Source organism: Paracoccus saliphilus, assembly GCF_028553805.1.
GTDB classification, from domain to species: domain Bacteria; phylum Pseudomonadota; class Alphaproteobacteria; order Rhodobacterales; family Rhodobacteraceae; genus Paracoccus; species Paracoccus saliphilus.
In genome coordinates, this window is the sequence record NZ_CP067140.1 from 3,128,104 (window position 1) to 3,151,111 (window position 23,008).

Annotated in this window: 22 protein-coding genes; 10 read left to right on the forward strand and 12 right to left on the reverse strand. The window is 62.2% G+C overall.

Annotated features, from left to right (window positions below; genetic code table 11):
• Window positions 1-7: 7 nt before the first annotated feature.
• The 3 genes from JHX88_RS15055 to JHX88_RS15065 are packed head-to-tail and all read left to right on the forward strand — an operon-like array spanning window position 8 to window position 2,898.
• On the forward strand, window positions 8-1,318 hold the full coding sequence (locus JHX88_RS15055) for a 3-hydroxyacyl-CoA dehydrogenase (protein WP_272848049.1): 1,311 nt from the start codon (window positions 8-10) through the stop codon (window positions 1,316-1,318).
• A complete protein-coding gene (locus JHX88_RS15060) occupies window positions 1,315-2,094 on the forward strand; it encodes an enoyl-CoA hydratase-related protein (protein ID WP_076526536.1) in 780 nt (259 codons plus the stop codon). Before JHX88_RS15055 ends, JHX88_RS15060 begins: the two co-directional genes overlap by 4 nt.
• A gap of 39 nt (window positions 2,095-2,133) precedes the next feature.
• A complete protein-coding gene (locus JHX88_RS15065; protein ID WP_076526538.1) occupies window positions 2,134-2,898 on the forward strand; it encodes an SDR family NAD(P)-dependent oxidoreductase in 765 nt (254 codons plus the stop codon).
• Window positions 2,899-2,922: 24 nt separating this feature from the next.
• Here JHX88_RS15065 and JHX88_RS15070 read toward each other — a convergent pair whose 3' ends face one another.
• The 5 genes from JHX88_RS15070 to JHX88_RS15090 form a co-directional block, all read right to left on the reverse strand.
• Window positions 2,923-3,792: an acyl-CoA thioesterase gene (locus JHX88_RS15070; protein ID WP_076526539.1), complete on the reverse strand. Its 870-nt coding sequence runs from the start codon at window positions 3,790-3,792 to the stop codon at window positions 2,923-2,925.
• A gap of 76 nt (window positions 3,793-3,868) precedes the next feature.
• Entirely contained in the window at window positions 3,869-5,284 is a 1,416-nt protein-coding gene (locus tag JHX88_RS15075; protein ID WP_076526541.1) for an MATE family efflux transporter, read from the reverse strand.
• 68 nt (window positions 5,285-5,352) lie between these two features.
• A complete protein-coding gene (locus JHX88_RS15080; protein WP_076526543.1) occupies window positions 5,353-6,132 on the reverse strand; it encodes an SDR family oxidoreductase in 780 nt (259 codons plus the stop codon).
• 2 nt (window positions 6,133-6,134) lie between these two features.
• A complete protein-coding gene (locus tag JHX88_RS15085) occupies window positions 6,135-7,430 on the reverse strand; it encodes an acyl-CoA dehydrogenase family protein (protein WP_076526544.1) in 1,296 nt (431 codons plus the stop codon).
• A gap of 19 nt (window positions 7,431-7,449) precedes the next feature.
• Window positions 7,450-7,608 (reverse strand): hypothetical protein, encoded by a 159-nt coding sequence (locus tag JHX88_RS15090; protein WP_176011450.1) that lies wholly within the window; start codon window positions 7,606-7,608, stop codon window positions 7,450-7,452.
• 225 nt (window positions 7,609-7,833) lie between these two features.
• Here JHX88_RS15090 and JHX88_RS15095 point away from each other — a divergent pair, with 225 nt between their 5' ends.
• Both JHX88_RS15095 and JHX88_RS15100 read left to right on the forward strand, forming a co-directional pair.
• A complete protein-coding gene (locus JHX88_RS15095) occupies window positions 7,834-8,916 on the forward strand; it encodes a phosphotransferase family protein (RefSeq protein WP_076526546.1) in 1,083 nt (360 codons plus the stop codon).
• A 121-nt stretch (window positions 8,917-9,037) separates the two neighbouring features.
• Complete coding sequence (locus JHX88_RS15100; RefSeq protein WP_076526548.1) at window positions 9,038-10,051, forward strand: purine-nucleoside phosphorylase; 1,014 nt, start codon at window positions 9,038-9,040, stop codon at window positions 10,049-10,051.
• 101 nt (window positions 10,052-10,152) lie between these two features.
• Here JHX88_RS15100 and JHX88_RS15105 read toward each other — a convergent pair whose 3' ends face one another.
• From JHX88_RS15105 to JHX88_RS15135, 7 genes are all read right to left on the reverse strand, one after another.
• On the reverse strand, window positions 10,153-11,145 hold the full coding sequence (locus JHX88_RS15105) for a GSCFA domain-containing protein (protein ID WP_076526550.1): 993 nt from the start codon (window positions 11,143-11,145) through the stop codon (window positions 10,153-10,155).
• Window positions 11,146-11,362: 217 nt separating this feature from the next.
• Window positions 11,363-12,052: a phosphate regulon transcriptional regulator PhoB gene (gene phoB / locus JHX88_RS15110; RefSeq protein WP_076526552.1), complete on the reverse strand. Its 690-nt coding sequence runs from the start codon at window positions 12,050-12,052 to the stop codon at window positions 11,363-11,365.
• A 3-nt stretch (window positions 12,053-12,055) separates the two neighbouring features.
• The gene (gene phoU / locus JHX88_RS15115) at window positions 12,056-12,784 is read right to left on the reverse strand and encodes a phosphate signaling complex protein PhoU (protein WP_076526554.1); all 729 of its coding nucleotides are present in this window, start codon (window positions 12,782-12,784) and stop codon (window positions 12,056-12,058) included.
• An 18-nt stretch (window positions 12,785-12,802) separates the two neighbouring features.
• Window positions 12,803-13,600: a phosphate ABC transporter ATP-binding protein PstB gene (pstB, locus tag JHX88_RS15120; protein WP_076526556.1), complete on the reverse strand. Its 798-nt coding sequence runs from the start codon at window positions 13,598-13,600 to the stop codon at window positions 12,803-12,805.
• A gap of 24 nt (window positions 13,601-13,624) precedes the next feature.
• Window positions 13,625-14,980 carry a phosphate ABC transporter permease PstA gene (pstA, locus tag JHX88_RS15125; protein WP_076526558.1) on the reverse strand — a complete coding sequence of 452 codons (1,356 nt, stop codon included), beginning with the start codon at window positions 14,978-14,980 and terminating at the stop codon, window positions 13,625-13,627.
• Complete coding sequence (gene pstC / locus JHX88_RS15130; RefSeq protein ID WP_076526560.1) at window positions 14,977-16,182, reverse strand: phosphate ABC transporter permease subunit PstC; 1,206 nt, start codon at window positions 16,180-16,182, stop codon at window positions 14,977-14,979. Before pstC ends, pstA begins: the two co-directional genes overlap by 4 nt.
• A gap of 76 nt (window positions 16,183-16,258) precedes the next feature.
• Window positions 16,259-17,290, reverse strand: coding sequence for a substrate-binding domain-containing protein (locus tag JHX88_RS15135; RefSeq protein WP_076526562.1), 1,032 nt, complete (start codon window positions 17,288-17,290; stop codon window positions 16,259-16,261).
• 288 nt (window positions 17,291-17,578) lie between these two features.
• Here JHX88_RS15135 and JHX88_RS15140 point away from each other — a divergent pair, with 288 nt between their 5' ends.
• The 5 genes from JHX88_RS15140 (at window position 17,579) to JHX88_RS15160 (ending at window position 23,001) form a co-directional block, all read left to right on the forward strand.
• On the forward strand, window positions 17,579-18,346 hold the full coding sequence (locus tag JHX88_RS15140) for a transporter substrate-binding domain-containing protein (protein WP_076526564.1): 768 nt from the start codon (window positions 17,579-17,581) through the stop codon (window positions 18,344-18,346).
• Between the two features lie 121 nt (window positions 18,347-18,467).
• A complete protein-coding gene (locus JHX88_RS15145; RefSeq protein WP_076526566.1) occupies window positions 18,468-19,139 on the forward strand; it encodes an amino acid ABC transporter permease in 672 nt (223 codons plus the stop codon).
• Window positions 19,140-19,168: 29 nt separating this feature from the next.
• Complete coding sequence (locus tag JHX88_RS15150; protein WP_076526568.1) at window positions 19,169-19,942, forward strand: amino acid ABC transporter ATP-binding protein; 774 nt, start codon at window positions 19,169-19,171, stop codon at window positions 19,940-19,942.
• A gap of 134 nt (window positions 19,943-20,076) precedes the next feature.
• Window positions 20,077-20,751, forward strand: coding sequence for a TetR/AcrR family transcriptional regulator (locus tag JHX88_RS15155; RefSeq protein WP_272848050.1), 675 nt, complete (start codon window positions 20,077-20,079; stop codon window positions 20,749-20,751).
• 213 nt (window positions 20,752-20,964) lie between these two features.
• Window positions 20,965-23,001 (forward strand): NADH:flavin oxidoreductase, encoded by a 2,037-nt coding sequence (locus JHX88_RS15160; protein ID WP_076526570.1) that lies wholly within the window; start codon window positions 20,965-20,967, stop codon window positions 22,999-23,001.
• Window positions 23,002-23,008: the final 7 nt, after the last annotated feature.

Below are 23,008 nucleotides of genomic sequence, written 5' to 3' on the forward strand. Positions count from 1 at the left end.
AATTCCCATGGCTCAAGACACCATGACGACATCGCCCGCGTCCGAGGACAGCAACACCTATATCACGGCCGCCACCAAGGCTGCCTGGACCGTTCCGGGGCTGGATGCCTCCACGCCCCGCCGCGACATCAAGACCGTCGGCATTATCGGCGCGGGCACGATGGGAGGCGGTATCGCGATGAACTTCGCGACCGCCGGGTTCCCGGTCAAGATCGTCGAGACCACGCAGGAAGCGCTTGATCGCGGCTTGCAGGTCGTCCGCAAGAATTACCAGCGCAGCGCCGACAAGGGCCGCTTCCCGCAGGACGAGGTCGGGAAACGGATGGACCGGCTGGAGGGACGGCTTGCCATCGCGGATCTGGGCGATTGTGATCTGGTCATCGAGGCGGTGTTCGAGAACATGGATCTCAAGCACAAGATCTTCACCGAGCTGGACAAGGTCATGAAACCGGGTGCCATCCTGGCCACCAACACCTCGGCCCTGAATATCGACGAGATTGCCAGCGTGACGAAACGCCCCGAGGATGTGATCGGTCTGCATTTCTTCTCGCCCGCCAACGTCATGAAACTGCTCGAAATCGTGCGCGCCGAGCATACAAAAAATGACGTGGTCGCGACCTGCATGGACCTGGCCCGCAAGATCGACAAGATCGCGACGCTGGTCGGCGTCTGCCCCGGATTCGTCGGCAACCGGATGCTGTTCACACGGCAAAAGCAGGCGATGAAGCTGATCCGCAAAGGGGTGCTGCCCTGGGATATCGACGCCGCCATCAATGCTTTCGGCTTCAAGATGGGACCGTTCCAGATGAGCGACCTCGCCGGGCTGGACATTGGCTGGTCCAAGGGGGCCACGACCCAGAACCCGATCCGCGACGCCCTGTGCGAGATGGACCGGCGCGGGCAAAAGACCAAGGCGGGGTATTACGATTACGACGATGCGCGCAAACCGATCCCCTCGGAGGTCACCGCGGGCATCATCCGCGACATCACCGGGGCAGAGCCGGTCACGATGTCCCAGGATGAGATCATCGAGACCTGCATCTTCCCGATGATCAACGAGGCAGTGAAGATCCTTGAAGAGAACAAGGCGCAGCGCCCCTCGGATATCGATGTGGTCTGGCTGAACGGCTACGGCTGGCCCGCGGACAAGGGCGGCCCGATGTTCTTCGGCGATATGGTCGGTGCCAAGGCGGTGCTGGCCCGGATGGAAAAGCTTGGCGCCGAAGATCCCGAGTTCGCGCCCGCCGACACGCTGCGCAAACTTGCCGAAACGGATGGCAAGTTCACCGAAATCGACTGCGGAGGGCTGAAGACATGAGCTATGAATTCATCACGACCGAACGGCGGGGCCATATCCTCGTCGTCACCATGAACCGGCCCGAGGTCTACAACGCGATGCATTCCGACATGCATCACGAGATGAGCGAATGCTGGGACAGTTTCGCCGCCGATCAGGACCTGTGGGTCGCGGTCCTCACCGGGGCGGGCGACAAGGCTTTCACCGCCGGGAACGATCTGAAGGCCACTGCGAAAGGCGGCAACAAGAAGGGCATGCCGCCCACCGGTTTTGCCGGGCTTAGCTCGCGCTTTGACCTGGAAAAGCCGATCATCGCAGCGGTCAACGGATTCGCCATGGGTGGCGGCTTCGAGACGGCCTTGTCCTGCGATATCATCATCGCCTCCGAGCGCGCAAAATTCGCCCTGCCCGAGGTGAAGGTGGGCTTCTTCGCCGCCGCCTCGGGGGTGCAGCGGCTGTCGCGCTATATCGGCCGCCTCGCCGCGCAAGAGCTGATGTTCACCGGCCGCACGATCGATGCGCAGGAAGCGCTCAAGCTTGGCTGTTGCAACGAGGTCGTGCCGCATGAGCAGTCGCTGTCCCGCGCCATGGAACTGGCCGGGCAGATCTGCACCGTTTCCCCGTCCTCGGTGAAGGCGACCAAGCGCGTGCTCAACCAGCTCGCCGTGACCGAGGGCCTGCCGGGAAGCCTTGAATATTCCCGCGAAGTCCAGCGCGACCTGGCACAGACCGAGGATTTCTCGGAGGGCGTCAAAGCCTTTGTCGAAAAGCGCAAACCCGATTGGGTCAACCGATAGAACGAAGCCGGCGATGCCGCTGGAAAAGGAGTTTCAAAGATGTTGTTCGACCTCACAGGAAAAACCGCCCTGCTGACCGGAGCCTCGAAGGGCATGGGCCTTGCGATGGCCAAGGCGCTGGCGGAACATGGCGCGACCGTGGTGATCTCGGCCCGCAAGCAGGACCAGCTTGACGCGGCCGCAGCCGAGATCAACGCGATGGGGAAGGGCAAGGCACATGCCGTTGCCTGCAATGTCGGCTACAAGGATCAATTACAGGCGCTGGTCGACCAGACCCATTCCCTTGCCGGCAAGATCGATGCGGTGATCGGCAATGCCGGGGTGAACCCCTATTACGGCCCGACCTCGGAAATCCCCGACGACGCCTATGACAAGACCATGAAGGCCAATGTGCAATCCAATCTGTGGCTGGCCAAAATGGTCGCGCCGGACATGATCGAGAAGGGGTCGGGGTCGATGGCGTTCACCTCTTCCATCGGCGCGTTCAAACCCTCGGTCATGCTGGGGACATATGGCATGTCAAAACTGGCGCTGATCGGGCTGGTACGCAATCTTGCCGCCGAGTTCGGGCCCAAGGGCTTGCGCTTCAACGCCATCTGCCCCGGCCTCGTGCGCACGGAATTCGCCCGCGAACTCTGGGACAATCCCGATGTCGAGAAGCGGATCAAGAACGACATCCCCCTGCGCCGCCTCGGCGAGCCCGAGGATTTCGCCGGTCTCGCGGTCTATCTCGCATCCGATGCCAGCCGCTACATGACCGGGCAGGCGCTGACCGTCTGCGGCGGCTCGAACATGTGGACTTGAACGGGTCTTCTTGCGGTTCGCCCCTTACGCCTTGCGCGTCACGGGGCGGACCAGCCCTTCCTGCGCCACGCTGGCGACCAACCGTCCCGCACGGTCATAGATCAGCCCGCGATTGAAGCCGCGCGCGCCTCCGGTAAACGGGGCATCCAGCGCGTAGAGGTGCCAATCCTCGAACTGGATCGGGGTGTGAAACCACATCGCGTGATCGAGACTGGCGCTCATCACATTGCCCTTCAGCCATGTCAGGCCATGCGGACGCAGCGACGAGCCCAACAGGCTCATGTCGGATGCATAGGCCAGCAGGCAATGCTGCATCTCGGGCGGCTGGCCTTCCGCGCCCGGCATCCGGAACCACAGGTGATTCCGGTCATCTGTCTTGACCGGGTCGAGCAAGTCGCGCGGCGCGACTTCGCGGACATCTATCGGCCTTTCGCGCAGGAAATCCGGCTGCTTGTTCTTGGGGATCCGGTCGGCATAGGCGGCCCGCAGGTCATGCTGGTCGGTCAGGTTCTCGGGACCTTCGGTGTCCGGCATGGGGTGCTGGTAATCCCACCCCGCCTCTTCGATCTGGAACGAGGCGGACAGGTTCAGAATCTGCTTTCCATGCTGGATGGCTACCACGCGCCGGGTGGTGAAGCTGCCGCCGTCGCGGGCGCGGTCGACCTGGTAGATGATCGGGATCTCGGGATCGCCCGGCCGGATGAAATAAGCATGCAGTGAATGGCAGGCCCGATCCGGCACCGTCCGGTAAGCCGCCATCAGGGCCTGCGCGATCACATGCCCCCCGAAGATCCGCGCCCCACCCTGCCCCTGATAGGCAAAGCCCCGGAACATATCGACTTCGAGCCGTTCGATATCGAGCAGTTCAAGCAGTTTTCGCGCAGCTTCGGTCATGACGATCAGTCCCTTGAAATCATGTCGCTTATCGCAGCAATCCCAAGGATTGACAACTGTCAGGAAGCGCCATCCGCTACCTCCACCGCGTGGCCCTGACAGCCAGCGCGATCACCACTCCGTAGGCCAGCATGCCTGTGGCAATCGCGATGAACACGGCCTGCACGCCCAAATCGGTCAGGCTGATCAGGGCCAATGCGCCGCCGATGGCAATGAGGATGCGGCAGATGCTGCCGACGACCGGCCACATCATTCGCCCTGCGCCCTGGCTGGCGAAATACATCGCCAGCCCCAGGCCGAAAAAGAAGTAGAAGGGCGCGACGGTCCGGAAATAGGCCCGGCCAACCGCAAGCGGCTCGGCTTGCTCGGGGCTCAGGAAGATGCGCAGCCACAGATCCGGCATGAATGCCAGCAACAGGCCGACCCCACCGACAATCGTCGCCGCCGCCAGAGAGCCGATCCAGGCAATGGCCAGCCCGCGATCCCGTTTGCCCGCGCCGATATTTGCGCCGACCATGCTGGTCATCGCCGCGCCGATCCCGAAAATGATCGGGATCATCAGAAACTCGAGCCGTGCACCCAAACCGTAACCCGCGAGCGCCGCCTCGCCGAACCGGGCAACGATGCCGACCATCAGGACAATGGTCAGGATTGTCAGGACTGAGTTGAGCGATGCCGACAGCCCGACTCGCAGGATATCGGCAAACAATGCGGGGCTTGGCCGCACGGAGCCCTCCCGCAACGACAGCCCCGCCCGCCCGGAAAGGACATAGCCAAGCGCGGCAATCGCACCGATGCCGTAAGCCAGCACCATGCCAAGGGCGAGACCAGATATGCCGAGCGCCGGAAAAGGCCCCCAACCCAGACCGAACGCCCCGGAGAGCGGGATCGAGCCCGCCGAGACCAGCACCAGCATCAGCGCCGGCGTGAACATGTTCCCGGTTCCACGGATGACGCTGAGCGTCGAATGGCACATCCACAGCGACACGCAGCCCGGAAAGAATATCGCGGCATAGGCTAAAGCCGCCTGCACGGCATCGCCCCGCCCCCCGAGCAACCCGAATATCGTGGGCCCGAAAAGAGCCATCAGCACCGCCGACAGGCAGGCGATGCTCACCCCCAGTATCCACGCCACCACCACCAGGCCGGCGGCGCGTTCGGTATTTTCTGCCCCGAGCGCGCGCGCGATGGCCGAGGAAATCGCCCCGCCCATGGCACCGGCAGAAAGGGCTTGCGTCAATGTCACCAGCGGAAAGACCAGCGCCAGGCCGGCCAGAGCCGTCACCCCCATCCGCCCCGCGAAATAGGCCTCCGAGATGCTCATGGCGGCCTGCACCAACATCGCGATGGCATTGGGCGCGGCAAGCCGCGCCAGCGTCGGTCCGATCGGCCCCTCCAGGAACCTGCGGGTGCGTTTCGCCCGGATCAGCGCCGCCGTCGCGGCTCGTCCGACCGGGGCGACAACAGGGGCGTCGGGTTCTCGAAGCGACATGACCGTATGTTCCTTGCATTGCCGCCGCCAGCGGGCCTACACGGGTTCGCCATGCAGACCTCGCCGGATCAGGCGCCCTTGGTCATCGGGTTGTATTTCCGGTTCAGCCGCTGCATCCCGCCGATCCAGCGATCATAATCATCCGTCTTGCGGCGCATATATTCCAGCACTTCCTTATGTGGAAGCACCAGGAAGGTCTCGCTCTCGATCGCGGCGAGGCATTCCCCGGCCACGACATCGGGCTCCAGCAGACCGTTGACGCTGGCAACGCCGCCCTCCTTGCCCCTGATCATGTCGGTATTGACCGCTTGCGGGCAAAGCACCGAAACCTTGATCCCCTGATCACCATAGGTCAGCGCCAGCCATTCCGAGAACGCGACCGCCGCATGTTTCGTCACCGCATAGGGGGCCGAGCCGACCTGGCTCAGCAATCCGGCGGCAGAGGCGGTGTTCAGGAAGTAGCCGCCGCCCCGCTCGATCATCCGGGGAACCATGTGGCGGGCTGTCCAGATATGGGACATCACGTTGATCTCCCAAATATCCTGCCATTGCTCATCCGGCACCTCGGGGCCACCGCGGATCGAGATCCCGGCATTGCAGCAGAACAGGTCAATCGGCCCCAGCCCGGTTTCGACCTCCTCGATCAGCGCCTTGATCTCATCCTCGGCGGTCACATCGACCCTTCGCCCGATCCCGCCGATCTCGCTTGCCGTCTGCATCACCCCGTCTTCATTGCGGTCCGCGCAGATGATCTGCTTCGCCCCGGCCGCATGAAACCGATGGGCGAGGGACCGGCCGATTCCCCCGGCAGCCCCGGTCACGACAACGATACGGTCCTTGACCTGCATGATTAATCTCTCCTGCCCCGGGTCCGTATCGCAGCTTGACGGTCATTGGAATTCTCGAAAGCCTGCCGCTCGGCGCGTGCGATAACATGGTGATGCACCTCGTCGGGTCCATCGGCGAAACGCAGGGTGCGTTGCTTCATATACATCTCGGGCAGTTCCGACCACTGGCTGATGCCCGTCGCGCCATGCATCTGCATCGCGTCGTCGATGATCTTGCAGCATTTCTCGGGCACCATGGCCTTGGCCTTGGACACCCAGATCCGGGCTTCCTTGTTGCCCAGCACATCCATCGCCTTTGCCGCCTTGAGGACCAGCAACCGCATGGCGTCGATCTCGATCCGGCTGCGCGAGATGGTTTCCATGTTCTTGCCCAGATCGATGATCTTCTTGCCGAACGCCTCGCGCGTCAGCCCGCGATGGATCATCAGGTCGAGCGCCTTTTCCGCCGCACCGATAGAGCGCATGCAATGGTGAATCCGGCCCGGCCCCAGCCTGAGCTGGCTGATCTCGAAGCCGCGCCCCTCGCCCCAGAGGATGTTTTCCTCGGGCACCCGGACATCGGTGAAACGGATATGCATATGGCCATGCGGGGCATCGTCATGTCCGAACACGTTCATCGGCCCCAGGATCTCGACCCCCGGCCAATCGATCGGGACAAGGATCTGGCTTTGCTGCCGGAACGGCTCGGCATCGGGCGAGGTCTTGACCATGACGATCATGATCTTGCAGCGCGGATCCCCTGCCCCCGAGATGTAATATTTCTCGCCGTTGATCACCCATTCGCCGTTTTCCAGCACGGCACGGGTGCCGATATTCCTGGCATCCGACGAGGCGACATCCGGCTCGGTCATCGCGAAGGCCGAGCGGATTTCACCATTCAGCAGCGGTTTCAGCCACTTGTCCTTCTGCTCCCGCGTGCCGACCCGCTCCAACACTTCCATATTGCCGGTATCGGGCGCCGCGCAGTTCAGGGATTGCGGCGCAAGCGGGTTCTTCCCCAGTTCGAAAGCGATATAGGCATAATCCAGATTGGACAGCCCCTCGCCGGTTTCGGCATTCGGCAGGAAGAAATTCCACAACCCGGCGGCCTTCGCCTTGGCCTTGAGGTCCTCGATGATCTCAATCTGCCCCGGCGCGAAGGCAAAGCGCTCTTCGCGGTTCCGGCCAAGCTCTTCATACTCGGCCAGCGCGGGGTCGCAATTGTCGCGGATATGCCCGACGACCTTTTCGAGCAACGGCCTCGCGGCTTCGGACATTGCCAGATTGTGAAGTTCATCCTGCGGATTCGCCTGTGTCATGTTGCTCCCCTAACTTGTCTCAATTCGCTGCCTTGTCCTGCATATCCGGCTTACCCGGCTGGATTCGCGCCGACACTGCAGCCTTCGCCATAAGCTTCACGGCCCCGCGGATCAGTGTTCGGCGGCCGGAACCCGGCACCCGCCATTGTTCATTCACTCGACTGATCGGAAGGGTCATGGTGAAGCCGCCCGGATGAATTCCCGTCGCTTCCGACCTTCTCCTGTGACAAGACCGGAAAACTGACAGTTGTCAGTAATAGCTTCCGACCGCGAAACCGGTCAAGCCCCGAAGCTGCATTTTTGCGTATCATGCAAATTCTGTCGTCGGCCGATTGACCCCGCCCTCCGCCACAATTATAAATTTCTGACAAATGTCAGGAACAATTGACGCAGGCAGGTTCCAATGCCCCACGAACACGCATCCACCCCGGTATTGATCGAACCGCTCTCGCGCCACAAGTTCGACAGCACCGCCCTGCGCGACTGGCTGGCGGCAAGATTGCCCGAGGCAAGCGACGGGATCGAGGTCCGGCAATTTCAGGGCGGCATGTCCAATCCGACATTCATGCTGACCTGCCGGTCCGGGGCGCGGTTCGTGTTGCGCAAGAAGCCGCCCGGCAAGCTGTTGCCAAAGGCGCATGCCGTGGATCGCGAATACAGGGTGATGCACGCGCTTGGCCCCACATCCGTTCCGGTTCCCGAGATGGTGGCCTATTGCGACGACCCCGAGATCATCGGTGCCGAGTTCTTCGTGATGCGTTTCGTGGACGGGCGGATCATTCCCGATCCGGCCATGACACCGATCCCGCGCGATCAACGCCCCGCGATGATGTTCTCGCTGGTGGATACGCTGGCCGAGTTGCATCGGATCGACTGGCTTGCCGCGGGGCTGGAAGGTTTCGGGCGGCCCGAAGGATATCTCACGCGCCAGACCCTTCGCTGGTCCGCGCAATATGAAGCCGCGAAATCCGATCTTCCCGCCGATTTCGACTATTCGCAGATGGACTGGCTGCGCGACTGGCTGATCGAACATGCCGGAGTGGCCGATTACAGCGCGATTGCGCATGGTGATTTCCGCCTCGGCAACGTCATCGTTCACCCTGACGAGCCGCGGGTCATCTCGGTCCTGGATTGGGAATTGTCGACCATCGGCCATCCCATCGCCGATCTCGCCTATCTCTGCCTTCAATATCGCCTGCCGACAGATTTGCCCGGCTCTTACGATCTTCTGGGGGCAGGCCTGCCGCCCGAAGAGGACGTGCTCGCGCGGTATTGCGACAAGGCCGGGCTGGATGGCGTCCGGGATTGGCCGGTCTTCCTGGCCTTCGCCTGTTTCCGCTATGCGGCCATCGTGCAGGGCGTCGCGGCCCGTGCCGCCCGCGGCAACGTCAGCAGCGCAAGCGCAGATCCGGCGACCGACGGCGCCCGTGCCCGGCGCGTGGCCGAAGTTGGCGCGGATATCGCTCGAAAAATGGCCACTTCCTGACAGAGGTAACGGCCGCTTTTCCGTGCAATCCAAGATTGCACCTCACAGCCAGACTCGGCTAGGCAATATCCGATACCGCCGTGACACGCGCTCCGTCACCTTCAAAAACCGGGAAATTCCAATGCCGATGAAATCTGCTGCCCTGATTGCAACGACCGCCCTGCTGCCGATGGCCGCCCTGTCTCAGGAAATGCCGGACCCGAAGGTCCTTGTGATTACCATGTTCGATGGTGAGACGCAGCCCTGGCTCGACAATCTGGATCTGTCCGAGGAAATCGCTATCCCCGGCCTTCCCGAATCCGCACCGGCCCTGTCATGCAACGGCAATCTTTGCGTCATGACGACGACGATGGGCTTTGCCAACGCCGCCAGTTCGGTTGCCGCCGTTGCGCTGAGCGACAAGGTGGATCTCCGTGACAGCTATGTCCTCGTTGCGGGAATCGCCGGGGTGGACCCCGAAGAGGGCACCCTGGGTTCCGCCCATTGGGCACGATATGTCGTCGATGCCGGTCTGCGTCACCTGATCGACCCCCGCGAAATTCCCGAAACCTGGGAGAGCGGGTCTCTCGCCCTGGGCACCTCCGAGCCGGGGGGCGAAGGCGGCTGGACCGCCGGAACCGAGCTCTACGAACTGAACCCGGAGCTGACCCAACGCGCGCTGGAGATAACCAAGGACACGGAACTTGCCGATAGCGAGAAAGCTGCAGAATACCGGGCGGCATATTCCGCCGAAGCGGCGCAAAAGGCACCTTTCGTCAGTGCCTGTGACACGTTGTCGGCCGACACTTACTGGCATGGCGCCATCATCGCGCAAGAGATGGAAGCCCGCGTCGCGCGGCTGACCGAAGGAAATGGCGTCTACTGCACCTCTCAAATGGAGGACAACGCGACACTTGCCGCCTTGGAACGGGCGGCAGGGGCCGGGAAAATCGATTTCGATCGCATCGCCATCCTCAGGACCGCCTCGAATTTCGACCGGCAGGCCGAGGGGCAGACGGCCGCGGAATCGCTCGGTGCCGATTCCGGGGGATTCGGTCCGGCCACGGAAAACGCCTTCCGCGTCGGAAACGCATTCGCGCAGGAGATCATCTCGAATTGGGAGGCCTGGGCGGACGGAGTTCCAACCAGTAACTGAGGCACAGGTAGCAGCTACTCAAGGACTGACGCCCCATTCCAAGGCGTCAGTTCCTTGACCATGAAGCACCGAGCCACATCAGAGGATAGATGGGTTTCCGGTCAACCGCACAGAAAATTCCGTTTGAATGTCCGCATCACGAAATTCACCGCCTCGGGGCGAGGATGCCGAAGATCGACGCCCATGGCATCGGGCAGAAACGCGGTGATGATCTCGTAGGAGGGAAAATAGTGCAGATGCGGGTCTTCGCCGAACTCGCGCATTACCTCGTCGATTGCCATCCGCAAGGACGCCTTGGAAACCGAATTGGCCGTGATGCAGGACACCGGGCGGAACGTGGCGGCCAGCGGCACGGGTGACAATGTAAAGATGATCTCGGCATCCGGACGAAACTCCCGGATTGTGCGATAGACATTCGTCAGGTTCCGGCGGTTCTCCTCGACACCCATAACGCGGAAACCGTGCCGTTCTGGATCGAACCGTTGATTGGGGATGGCTCGCCAGAACACGTCCCCGGTAATCTTGTCATACCAGACTTCCGAAAGCCCGAGGGTAAAGATGAACACCTCCGTCTTGCGAAAGATGTCACGGGTCGTCTCGCGGATGTCCGGCGACATTTCGGCATCGGTGCCGTCCGGGTTCTGCCAGACCGATTCCTCGGGAGAATGACCGCCGATCGCCCAATCGAATTGCTGGCGCAGCGCCGCGCTGTTCACGATCCCCTCGCCCGAGCGAATGATATGGGCGTTGAGACCGATATCGTCGCCAAAGACATTATAGCCCTTGCGCAACAGGAATTTCGTGACCTCCGCCGCGAAACAGCTTCCGAAGGCCGTGATGTAATGATCGCGCGTGATGAAAGGCTTCTCCGGAAACCAGCCATGCCCGACATATTTCTCCACCGCACCCGGCTCGTCCAGGCTTTCGCGCATCGGGTGGTAGTTCGTCGTTGCCCCGCGATACCAGCTGCCATGTGCCCGGCGTTTCTTTCCCGCCATCTGGTAATAGAGCAGGTGCGGCTTTTCGGATTCATCCTCGGCAACGGCAAAATCCTTGGTGGGCCGGTTATTCCCGATGATCCTGCCTTTCGTCATGCGACCCTCCCGTTCACTCCGCCACGCCATATCACGGCAACAGGCTCGCAGTGTAAAGGACTTGCACGGCATGTAGCGTCCCGTGCCAATAACGAAACGCGGCACGCCGTAGCGGAAACATCCCGAAGGCAGGACATGCCGTCCAAGCCACGATCCAGAGATTCCGATCGGACCTCTGCCGCAGCCTGCCGGGGCTGCCGTTCAAGCGTGCAGGCTGTCAGCCAAGCGCGTAACCGGTGCCGCGCACGGTGCGCACCGGATTGTCGCCGCCATTGGTCATCAGCGCCTTGCGCAGCCGCCCGACATGCACGTCGATGGTGCGGGTATCGACATAGATATCGCGGCCCCAGACCCGGTCCAGCAACTGCTCGCGGGTCCAGACCCGGCCCGGTTTTTCCATCAGCGTGGATAGCAGCCGGAACTCGGTCGGGCCCAGATGCAGGGGCTGTCCTGCGCGAAAGACCCTGTGCTCGGCCGCATCCAGGATGATATCGCCGAAACTCAGCCTCTCGCCCATGGTCGAGGGGCGGGTGCGGCGCAACTGGGTCCGAAGGCGGGCCATCAGCTCGACCACGGAGTAAGGCTTGACGACATAATCATCGGCGCCGGTTTCCAGACCACGCACCCGGTCCGTCTCTTCGCTGCGTGCCGAGAGCATGATGATCGGAATCCCGCGGGTCGCCGGATCGGCCTTGACCTGACGGCAGACCTCGATCCCCGAGACCTTGGGCAGCATCCAGTCCAGCACCAGAAGGTCGGGCTGCTCCTCCTGCACCAGCAGCAAGGCGTCCTCGCCATTATCGGCGACCACGACCTCGAAGCCCTCGGCCTCGAGATTGTATTGCAGGACCTCACGCTGCGCGTTCTCGTCTTCGACAACCAATACGCAAGGGGCCTGTATCGTCATCTCTTATCCCTCATTGCTCGCGATTCCCGCATCGCTCGACACGCTGCTGGCCTTGGGCCGGCTGTCATCCGGCAATTCTCCGGTCACCAGATAGATCACCTGCTCGGCAATCGAAGTCGCGTGGTCGCCCATCCGTTCAACATTCTTGGCGATGAAATGCAGATGCATGCAGGCGGTGATGTTGCGCGGGTCCTCCATCATATGGGTCAGAAATTCGCGGAACAAAGCGTTATACATCTGGTCCACTTCCAGGTCGCGCTGGCGGACATCCTCGGCCAGTTCGCCATCGCGGCGGATATAGCTGTCCAGCGCATCCTGCAGCATCTTGCTGACTGCCTGCGACATGCGGCGTATCGCCATGCCCGAGCCGTCGATCACCGGCATCTGCGTCAGCACATCGGTCCGCTTCGCCATGTTCTTGGCGTAATCGCCCACACGCTCCAGCGAGGCGGCGATCTTCATCACCGCCAGAACCATGCGCAGATCGGTGGCCGTGGGTGCGCGCAGGGCGATCAGCCGCGCCGCATCCTCGTTGATCTGCAATTCCAGCGTATCGATTGCCTTGTCCCGGCGGCGGACCTCTTCGGCCAGCTCCTCGTCCCGGGCATCCAGTGCCGTCGCGGCGTCCGAGATGGCGACTTCGACCATGCCGCCCATCTTGACGACCTGCGCCTGGATCGTCTCCAGGTCGCGGTCGAACGCGGAGGATATATGCTTGTCGCGGTTAATCATTCCTGCCTCCTCCGGGCATCAGCCAATGCGGCCCGAGATATAAGCCTCGGTGCGTGAATCCTGTGGTTTCGTAAAGATATCGTCGGTCTCACCATATTCCACCAGGTTGCCCAGGTGGAAAAAGGCGGTCTTCTGGCTGACGCGGGCGGCCTGCTGCATCGAATGCGTCACGATGACGACCGAGAATTCCTCGCGCAGCTTGTCGATCAGCTCTTCGACCTGTCCGGTAGCAATGGGGTCGAGCGCCGAGCAGGGCTCGTCCATCAGCAGCACCTCGGGCGCGGTCGCCACGGCGCGGGCAATGCAGAGGCGCTGTTGCTGGCCGCCCGACAAGCCGGTGCCGGGTTCCTGCAAGCGGTCCTTGACCTCGTTCCACAGCGCCGAGCCGCGCAGAGATTTCTCGACGATCTCGTCCAGCTCGGCCTTGTTGCGGGCCAGGCCGTGGATACGCGGACCGTAGGCCACGTTGTCATAGATCGACTTGGGAAAGGGGTTCGGCTTCTGAAACACCATGCCGACCTTGGCGCGCAACTGCACCGGATCGACGCGGCGATCATAGATATCTTCGCCGTCGAGCCGGATCTGGCCCTCGATACGGGCGATCGGGATGGTGTCGTTCATCCGGTTGATGCAGCGCAGGAATGTCGATTTTCCGCAGCCCGACGGGCCGATGAAGGCTGTCACGGTCTTGTCGAGGATCTCGACATCCACATCCTTGATGGCATGGGTGTCGCCGTAATAGACCTGCACATTCTTGGCCGAGATCTTGATATCCTGCTGTGTCACGGCACTCTCCGCTCGGTTGATGTCGTACATTATTCTAGGCTCCTCTCGCCGATATTACCAACGGCGCTCGAACCGGCGGCGCAGGAAAATGGCCAGCAAGTTCATGCAGAAAAGGAAGATCAGCAGCACGATGATCGCTCCCGAGGCCCGCTCGATAAAGGCGGGGTCGGCGCGCTGCGTCCAGTTATAGACCTGCACCGGAAGGGCCGAGGCCGGGTCGAACAGACCTTCGGGCGGGGCGTCGGGAAACTCGCGGACAAAGGCCACCATGCCGATCAGCAGCAGCGGCGCGGTCTCGCCCAGGGCCTGCGCCAGCCCGATGATCGTGCCGGTCAGGATGCCGGGCATGGCCAGCGGCAGGACATGGTGGAACACCGACTGCATCTTGGAGGCACCGACGCCAAGCGCCGCGTCGCGGATGGATGGCGGCACCGCCTTCAGCGCGGCACGGGTCGAGATGATGATCGTCGGCAGCGTCATCAGCGTCAGGACCAGCCCGCCAACAATAGGCGCCGATTGCGGCAAGCCGGCGAAATTGATGAAGGCGGCAAGACCGAGGATACCGAAGACGATAGACGGAACGGCGGCGAGATTCGAGATATTCACCTCGATCACATCGGTCCAGCGATTCTTCGGCGCGAATTCCTCGAGATAGATCGAGGCCGCCACCCCGATCGGCACGGCAAGACACAGCACCACCAGCATCATGTAGAACGAGCCGAGGATCGCCACGCCAACGCCTGCCGCCTCGGGCCGCTGATCCGAGGCGTCGGGGTTGGTGATGAAGTTCCAGTTGAAGCGTGTGACCAGCTTTCCCTGCTCTTGCAGCGCATCGGCCAGCATCAGTTGCTGCGGCGAGGTATTGCCATCGGCGGCCGCGCTTTCCATCGTCACGCGGCCCTTGAAATAACCGTCGATCCGGCCATTCACCAGCACGTTCACGTCAACCGACTGCCCGACCAGTTCGGGATCCGCCAGAACGCGGTCGCGCAGCTGCGCCGAGGCCTCTTTCGACACCAGGCCGCTGATGTCCTTGTCCGCCAGTTCGTCGATCTCGATCCCCGAGGAGGAGACAGCGGTCCCCACCGCACGATCCAGCACCTTGCCATAGGACAGGGTCAGCACCTTGGACATCTCATCCGGGTTGCGGTTACCCTTGGGGTCCAGCGTCTCGGCATCCAGCGCGACCGGGATCGACAGGTAGGTCTGCCGGAACGCCCCCGCTCCGCCCCCGATAATCGAGGTCAGCAGCACGATCAGCGCGATCATCGCGATCCCGATGGCACTGGCGCCATAAAGGCGAAAGCGCTTCTCGGCGGCATTGCGGCGGCGGGTACGGGCATCCGCGATCATCAGCGAGGATTTCGGTGCGGGCACATCGCCGGTTTGCGGCATCGGTAAATCGGTCATTCGTACTGCTCGCGATATTTGCGCACGATATAGAGCGCGACAATGTTCAGGCCCAGGGTGATGACGAACAGCGTCAGGCCAAGGGCAAAGGCCACCAGCGTCTCGGGCGCGGCGAAATCGTTGTCGCCGGTCAACTGGCTGACGATCTTGACGGTGATCGTGGTCATCGCCTCGAAGGGATTGAGCCCCAGCCTCGCTGCGGCACCGGCCCCCAGCACTACGATCATCGTCTCGCCGATGGCACGGCTGGCGGCCAGCAGCACCGCCCCCACGACCCCCGGAAGGGCGGCGGGCAGGACCACCTGGCGGATGGTCTCGGACGGGGTCGAGCCCAGGCCGAGCGCCCCGTCCCGCATGCTTTGCGGCACCGCGTTGATGATGTCATCGGATAGCGAGCTGACAAAGGGGATCAGCATGATGCCCATCACCAATCCGGCGGTCAGCACCGATGAACCGGAGCTTCCCAGCCCCATCGGCTCGGCGAAATAATCGCGCAGCATGGGACCCACGGTGATCAGGGCAAACAGACCGTAGACGATGGTCGGGATGCCGGCCAGAACCTCGATGGCGGGCTTGGCGATGCCGCGCACGCGCTTGCTGGCATATTCCGACATGTAGATGGCAGCGAACATCCCGATCGGCACCGCGACCAGCAGCGCGATCAGGCTGATATAGAGCGTGCCCCAAAGCAGCGGCAGGACGCCCAGTTCGGAATTGCCCTGGAAGCGCGGGGTCCATTCCGTTCCGAAGAAGAAATCCAGCCAATTGTACTGCTGGAAGAAATTCCCCGTCTCGAAGATCAGCGACAGCACGATCCCGGCGGTGGTCAGAATGGCGATGGAAGAACAGAAGATCAAAACCCCCATCACGATCCGCTCGACCGTGTTGCGGGCCTGGTATTCGACACCGATGCGGGTGATGCTCCAGCCAAGGCCGGCGATGGCGGCGGCCAGTGCAAGCAGCCCCACGAGGCTGACGATCTCGGGGGAAAGAACCTCTGCCATGCGCAGGATCGACGCGGCGATCATCACGATGATGGCCGGGGTCAGCGTCATCAGCGCCACGCTGGCACCGTGATAGGTCGGGCGGCTATGCAGACTGCGAATATCGGACCCGGCAGTGGCATAGGCCCGGCTGCGTCCGATCAGGTAACCGGCAATGGCCAACAACAGGCTGGCAAGCAGTGCCCATGACAGCGGCATTTGACGTTTCCTTGCGTAATGGCGTCGGTGAAAGGGACCGGGCGGCGCGGAACGCTCCGCGCCGCCCGGATACCGTTTACTGTGACATGGTCGTTTCGTTGGCCACGGCTTCCTGCGTCGCGGCCAGTTCGGGATCGGAGACCAGGCCGTATTCGGCCAGCGGGCCATCCGGTCCGGCCAGTTCGTCGGCGACGAAGAACTCGGCATATTCCTTCAGACCCGGGATCTCGCCGATATGCTGTTTCTTGACATAGAAGAACAGCGGGCGGGAAACCGGGTATTCGCCCGAGGCGATGGTCTCGGTCGAAGGCGAGACACCCGACATGGTGCCCACTTTTAGCTTGTCGGTGTTGTTCTCGTAGAAGGACAGACCGAACACGCCGATGCCGTTGGGATCGCTTTCGATGCGGGCCAGTGTCTCGGTGTAATCGCCGTCGATATCGACCGACTTGCCGTCGGTGCGCAGGCTCATGCAGGCGGTTTCGGCTTCGTCCTCATCGCCCATTTCGGCGGCAAAGACTTCCATCGCGCCCGATTCCTCGCAGCCGGCCAGCATGACCTTTTCCTCGAAGACTTCGCGGGTGCCGTGCTTGGTGCCGGGAACGAATGCCAGGATTTCCTGATCCGGCAGATCCGGGTTCACTTCGCTCCAGTTGGCGGCGGCATTGTCAACGATCTCACCGTCCTTGACGACCTGGGCGGCCAGGGCATTGAACCAGTCAGCCGGGGTATAGACGAAATCCGGGCCGCTGGTGGCATTGGCGAAGACGATCCCGTCATAACCGACGCGAACCTCGATGATGTCGGTCACGCCGTTGGCGGCGCAGGTCTCGATCTCGCTGTCCTTGATGGCGCGGCTGGCATTGGCGATATCGACGGTGTTCTCGCCCACGCCTTCGCAGAATTTCTTGAGACCAGCCGACGAGCCGCCCGATTCCACCACCGGGGTCGGGAAGTCGGTGTTCTCGCCAAAGGCTTCGGCGACAATCGTGGCATAGGGAAGCACGGTCGAGGAACCGGCGATCTGGATCTGGTCACGCGCCGCGGCAGCGGTCGCGGACAATGCGATGACGGACAGGGCCGTTGCAGTGAGGCCGAGGGATTTCATAGGGTACTCCCTGAGTTGGGTGTGGAAACTAGCGAGGCTGTGGGTATTCTCGAATCATGACCGTTAAGCGACTGTTTCGTGACAGTTTCATGACAGCGCCCGCTACAGCCTTGCTGACTGCCCCGATATATCCAGCCCGATGAATTCGCCTTCTACGAGACCGGCGGGACCGGGCTCCGCCTTGCCTGCACCACGGCTGATCCCGCCTGCCCCGTCAACTTGACGCCTTCCATGCAGCCCGACATAGTGGCCGAGGTTACAAGGACATTCTGGCTAGGGGGACTACCTATGAAACACCCATTGAAGACGCTTTTCCTGCTTTCCTGCTTCGGCATGGGTCTGGGGTTCGCCGGAATCGCCAATGCCCAGGAAGAGACCCTCGACGTGGTCACCGACCCAAGCTTCGTGCCGTTCGAGATGATGGACCAGGATTCCGGCGAGATGGTCGGGTTCGACATGGACATCATCAACGAGGTCGCCGAGCGTGCCGGGTTCGAGGTCAATCTTCGCACCATGGATTTCAACGGCATCATTCCCGCCGTGCAGACCGGCAATGTCGATATCGCCATCGCCGGGATCACCATCACCGATGAGCGCGCCGAGATCGTCGATTTCTCGGACCCCTATTATGACAGCGGCCTGCGCCTGCTGGTTGGCGCCGATGACGACAGCATCGAGACCGTCGAGGATCTCGAGGGCAAGACGGTCGCCACCAAGATCGGCTCGACCAGCTACGACTATCTTCAGGAAAACCTCGGCGACAGCGCCGAGATCACGCCCTATCCGGGTTCCAGCGACATGTATATGGCCCTGCTTGGCGGAAGCGCCGATGCGGTCTTCTACGACGCGCCCAATGTCGGCTATTTCTCGCAGACCCAGGGAGAGGGCCGCGCCAGGACGGTCGGCCCGCTTTACGAGGGGCAGCAATACGGCATCGTGCTGGTCAAGGACAGCGAATGGGTCGAACCGGTGAACGAGGCTCTCGCGTCCATGAAAGAGGACGGCACCTATGACGAGATCCACACGAAGTGGTTCGGCAGCTCGAGCGAAGAGTGATCTTCGCATCCTGATCCTGCGGGGCCGGATCGCTGGATCCGGCCCCGTGTCATTCAACCTGCTGCGCTGTCTGCCCTCCATCCCGTGGAAAGCGTTTATTGTATTCTGACGGAGGCCCATCTTGGACGTCAATTTCCAATTCGACTGGCAGGCGGCCTTCGCCTCGCTTCCGCATCTCGTGGCGGGGATTCCCTACACGCTCCTGATCTCTTTCGGCGGGCTGGCCATCGGGTTCTTCATCGGCATCTTCTTCGGCCTGTTGCGGATCAGCCCGGTCGCGTGGCTGCGCTGGCCCGCGATCGTCTATATCGAGATATTCCGGGGCACGCCGGTCCTGGTCCAGGTGCTGTTCATCTTCTATGGCCTGCCGCAGCTCCTCGGCGGTCCGATCAACGCGCTGGTCGCCGGCATCGCCGCCATCGCCGTCAATTCCGGTGCCTATATCTCCGAGATCGTCCGCGGCGGCGTGCAATCCATCGAGCGCGGACAGCGCGAAGCAGGTCTTTCGCTCGGCCTCTCTCGGGTTCAGACATTCCGCGACATCATCTGGCCGCAGGCGTTCCGGCGCATGATCCCCTCGCTCGGCAATCAGGGCATCATCAGCATCAAGGACACCTCGCTGTTCTCTGTCATCGGGGTCGGAGAGCTGGTGCGCCAGGGACAGATATATATCGCCACCACCTTTACCGCGCTCGAAGTCTACCTGATGGTCGCCCTGCTCTACCTGGCGATCACCCTGTCGCTGTCCATCGCGCTGCGCATGCTCGAACGCAAGGGGCTGGTGGGCCAATGACCGGGGCGAAGACAGAAGGAAATCCCGACATGACGCATGAAAAGCAGGCCCCGGACAGCGCGCCCATCGTCAGCCTGAGCAAGCTCAACAAGCATTTCGGCGAGCTGCATGTGCTCAAGGATATCGACCTGACGGTCGTTCCCGGCGAGGTCGTGGTGGTCATCGGCGCCAGCGGCTCGGGCAAATCGACCCTGATCCGCTGCGTCAACGGGCTGGAAGAGTTCCAGCAGGGCGAACTGGAAGTCGATGGCAACACCCTGCTGCCGAACGGCAAGGCCACAAAGGCATTGCAGAAGATCCGCACCGAGGTCGGCATGGTCTTCCAGCAGTTCAACCTCTTCCCCCATCTGAGCGTCCTCGACAACGTGACCCTGGCGCCGATGCGGGTTCGCGGCTGGAGCCGGGACGACGCCACCGCCACCGCCCGGCGGCTATTGGCAAGAGTGGGTATCAGCGATCAGGCCGACAAATACCCCAGCCAGCTTTCCGGCGGTCAGCAGCAAAGGGTGGCGCTGGCCAGGGCCTTGGCGATGGAACCGCGCCTGATGCTGTTCGACGAGCCGACATCCGCGCTGGACCCCGAGATGATCGGCGAGGTGCTGGACGCCATGCGCGAGCTGGCCAAAGAGGGCATGACCATGATGATCGTGACCCACGAGATGGGTTTCGCCCGCGAGGTCGCCGACCGGGTGATCTTCATCGAGAAAGGCCGGATCGCCGAAGAAGGGCCGCCGGAAAAGATCTTCGACACCCCTGAACACCCCGCAACCCAAAGCTTCCTGTCTCGGGTCCTCAAACACTGATCCACCTTCTCCCCGTCCCGGCGCATGGGCAGCCCTGACGGATGAGAAATAAGCAGCAATGTCGAACTACAGTTCACATGTGTTTATTTCTCTTGCCGCTATCTGACCCAAGACCTATGCTCGGAACCATGGGAGTGACGGATATCCAGGGCGAGGATGCAAAGACGTCAGGCTGGCGCGGCTCGCGCGAGCTTTGGCTGAAGGCCGCCAAACGGGCTTTCCTCGACACCGGGCTCGACGCGGTGAAAATCCAGCCACTCGCCATCAGCCTGAACATCTCGCGCACCAGCTTTTATTGGTTCTTCAAGGATCGAAACGCCCTTCTCGACGCGCTTCTGGAAGAATGGGAGGCCAAGAACACCGGTGCCTTCACCGATGCCTGCGAGGCCTATGCAGAGACGCCGGCCGAAGCGGTCCTGAACCTGATCGGCGTCTTCCTGGATGAGAAAGTTTTCGAGCCGCGTCTTGATCTCGCCATACGCGGTTGGGCGCATCAATCCGACCCGGTGATGGCCCGCGTCAATGCCGCGGATGAGCGCCGCCTCGCGGCGATCCGTGCGCTGTTCGAACGTTTCGGCTATCCGGCGGACGAGGCCGATACGAGGGCGCGCACGGTCTATCTGACCCAGATCGGCTATATCTCGATGCAGGTGCGGGAAAGCCTGCAGACCCGCATGACCCGCGTCCCCCGATATGTCGAGATCTTCTCGGACCATGCGCCGACGCCAAGCGAGCTGGCCCGATTTCATGCGCGACACGGATATTCGCCGCAAGAAAGCGACGCGGAAGAACCGGCAAGCAAGCCATAATCCGGCCACCATCCGAATAGCTGAAGCAAGAGCAATACGGCGTCGCGGGTATCCGCGATTTGCCCGGTATCATTGTCAAACATCAACCCCATCGTGCCATAGACATCGATATGCAGCCTATGCGTGTCTCACAAAAAATATACACCAATGAACTTTTTATTGACAAAAATGAACATTTCATGAAATCCTCTTGGCAAAGCCAGGGAGGTTCCCATGTCCAGAGACCCGCTTCTCCAGCCCTATCAGCTGAAGCATCTGACGCTGAAAAACCGGCTGATGATCACCAGCCACGAGCCTGCCTATCCCGAGGATGGCATGCCCAAGGAACGCTACCGCGCCTATCATGCCGAGCGGGCGCGGGCCGGGGTGGCGCTGACCATGACCGCCGGTTCTGCCTCGGTGGCGCGGGATAGCCCGCCGGTTTTCAACAATATCCTGGCCTGGAAGGACGAAGTGGTCGGCTGGATGAAGCAACTGACCGACGAATGTCATGAACATGACTGCGCGGTGATGATCCAGCTTACCCATCTGGGCCGCCGCACCCGGTGGGACAAGGCCGACTGGCTGCCCGTGGTCTCTCCCGGACATGAACGCGAAGCCTCGCACAAGGCCTTTCCCAAGAAGGCCGAGGATTGGGACATCGCCCGAATCATCGAGGATTACGCCGACGCGGCAGAGCGGATGCAGGCGGCGGGGCTCGACGGGATCGAGTTGCAGGCCTATGGCCACCTGATGGACCAGTTCTGGTCACCGCTGACCAATGAGCTGGATGGGCCCTATGGCGGCAGTCTCGACAACCGGCTGCGCTTTACCTTCGACACGCTCAAGGCGATCCGCGACCGGGTCGGGCCGGATTTCATCGTCGGTGTCCGCTACACGGGGGACGAGGAATTGCCGGGCGGGCTCACCAAGGAAGACGGGCTGGAGATCTCGCGCCGCCTGAAAGATTGCGGCATGGTCGATTTCCTGAATGTCATCAAGGGGCATATCGACACCGATGCGGGCCTGACCGACGTAATCCCGGTGCAGGGCATGCGCTCTGCCCCGCATCTGGATTTCGCCGGAGAGATCCGGGCGACGACCGAATTCCCGACCTTCCATGCCGCCAAGATCCAGGACGTGGCCACCGCCCGCCATGCCATTGCAAGCGGCAAGCTGGACATGGTCGGCATGACCCGCGCGCATATGGCCGATCCGCATATCGTCGCCAAGATCATCCGCGGCGAAGAGGACCGCATCCGTCCCTGTGTCGGCGCGAACTACTGCCTCGACCGGATCTACCAGGGCGGCATGGCGCTATGCTTGCACAACCCGGCGACGGGGCGAGAGCTTGAGCAACCGCACCAAATCCCGCAGGCCGGTGAAAAGCGCCGCGTGGTCATCGTCGGCGCCGGTCCGGCGGGGCTGGAGGCCGCGCGTGTCGCCGCCGAGCGGGGGCACGAGGTCATCGTGCACGAGGCGGCGAATGATCCGGGTGGGCAGATCCGGCTGACGTCCCAGACCGCGCGGCGACAGGAAATGATCCAGATCATCCAGTGGCGCCATGACGAATGCGAACGCTTGGGCGTCACCTTCCATTTCAACAGCTTCGCCGACGAGGAAACGGTGCAGGCGGACAAGCCGGATGTGGTGATCGTGGCCACGGGCGGGTTGCCGCATACCGAGGTGCTGGCGTCGGGCGACGAACTGGTCGTATCAGCGTGGGACATCCTCTCCGGCGATGCGCGGCCGGGCGAGAACGTGCTGATCTATGACGACGCAGGCGACTATGCCGCGCTGCAGGCGGCCGAGAAGATCGCCGCCACCGGCGCGAAGGTCGAGATCATGACCCGCGACCGCAGCTTCGCGCCCGAGGTGATGGCGATGTCGCTGACGCCGTCGATGCGCGAGTTGCAGCAGCGCGACGTGACATTCACCGTGCTGTGGAAACTGAACGCGGTACGGCGCGAGGGCAATCAACTGCTTGCCACGATCGGCAGCGATTACGGCGGCGTCACGCGCGAACGGCAGGTTGATCAGGTCGTGGTCAATCACGGCACAAGGCCGCTGGATGACATCTATTTCGACCTCCGCTCCGGCTCGGTCAATCTGGGCGAGGTGGATTACGAGGCGCTGGTCGCAGGTCAGCCGCAGCAGGTCCAGCGCAATCCCGAGGGCAGCTACCAGCTATTCCGCATCGGCGACGCCGTGGCCGCGCGCAATACCCATGCCGCCATCTACGATGCCTTGCGGCTGGTAAAGGTTCTCTGACGCCACG